This window comes from Aeromonas sp. EERV15 (assembly GCF_900079845.1).
GTDB classification, from domain to species: domain Bacteria; phylum Pseudomonadota; class Gammaproteobacteria; order Enterobacterales; family Aeromonadaceae; genus Aeromonas; species Aeromonas sobria.
The window spans coordinates 1-465 of sequence record NZ_FKKY02000118.1 but is presented as its reverse complement, the minus strand read 5'-3'; the positions used below and the strand labels follow the sequence as shown (position 1 = coordinate 465).

Here is a 465-nt window from a genome sequence, read left to right as displayed (position 1 = left end):
CCCGCCGTGTACTGGAACCAGTAGCGGATCTCGCTCGTGAAGTAGAAGTTGTGCCTCTGGCCACCGTCGCCGTTCTGCGCCACCTCCTGGTTGGTGGCGAGCAGGCTCTCGAGCACGGGATCCCCGCCGGGCTGGTTGACGTCCAGCGGCCAGAACGGCTGCCGCTCGTACACGAAGCTGCCGGGGGTCGTCTCGAGCAGGTCGATCGTGGTGATGAGCGTCCTGTTGTAGTCGTCGTTGTCCCGGTACCACCAGCGGAAGTTGTTTTGCCCCGTGGTCCAGCCGTTCGCGGCGGCCGGCGTGACGAAGGCGTCGCCGTGCGCGTTCACGGGCTTGCCTTCGCTGTCGAGCGTCGTCCGCACGGTGCCGTCGATCTGCCCGGCGCCGGAGCCCGGGTCGATCTCGAAGTCGAAGTGCCCGACGATGCGGTCCGACAGGTTCGCGTCGCACGCGGCGTTGCTCGTG

1 protein-coding gene is annotated in these 465 nt (G+C 67.5%); it reads right to left on the bottom strand.

Going from position 1 to position 465, the window contains the following annotated elements; genetic code table 11:
• Positions 1-465, bottom strand: a 465-nt coding sequence (locus BN4575_RS22225) for a hypothetical protein (RefSeq protein ID WP_218060805.1), incomplete at both ends; no start/stop codon positions are given.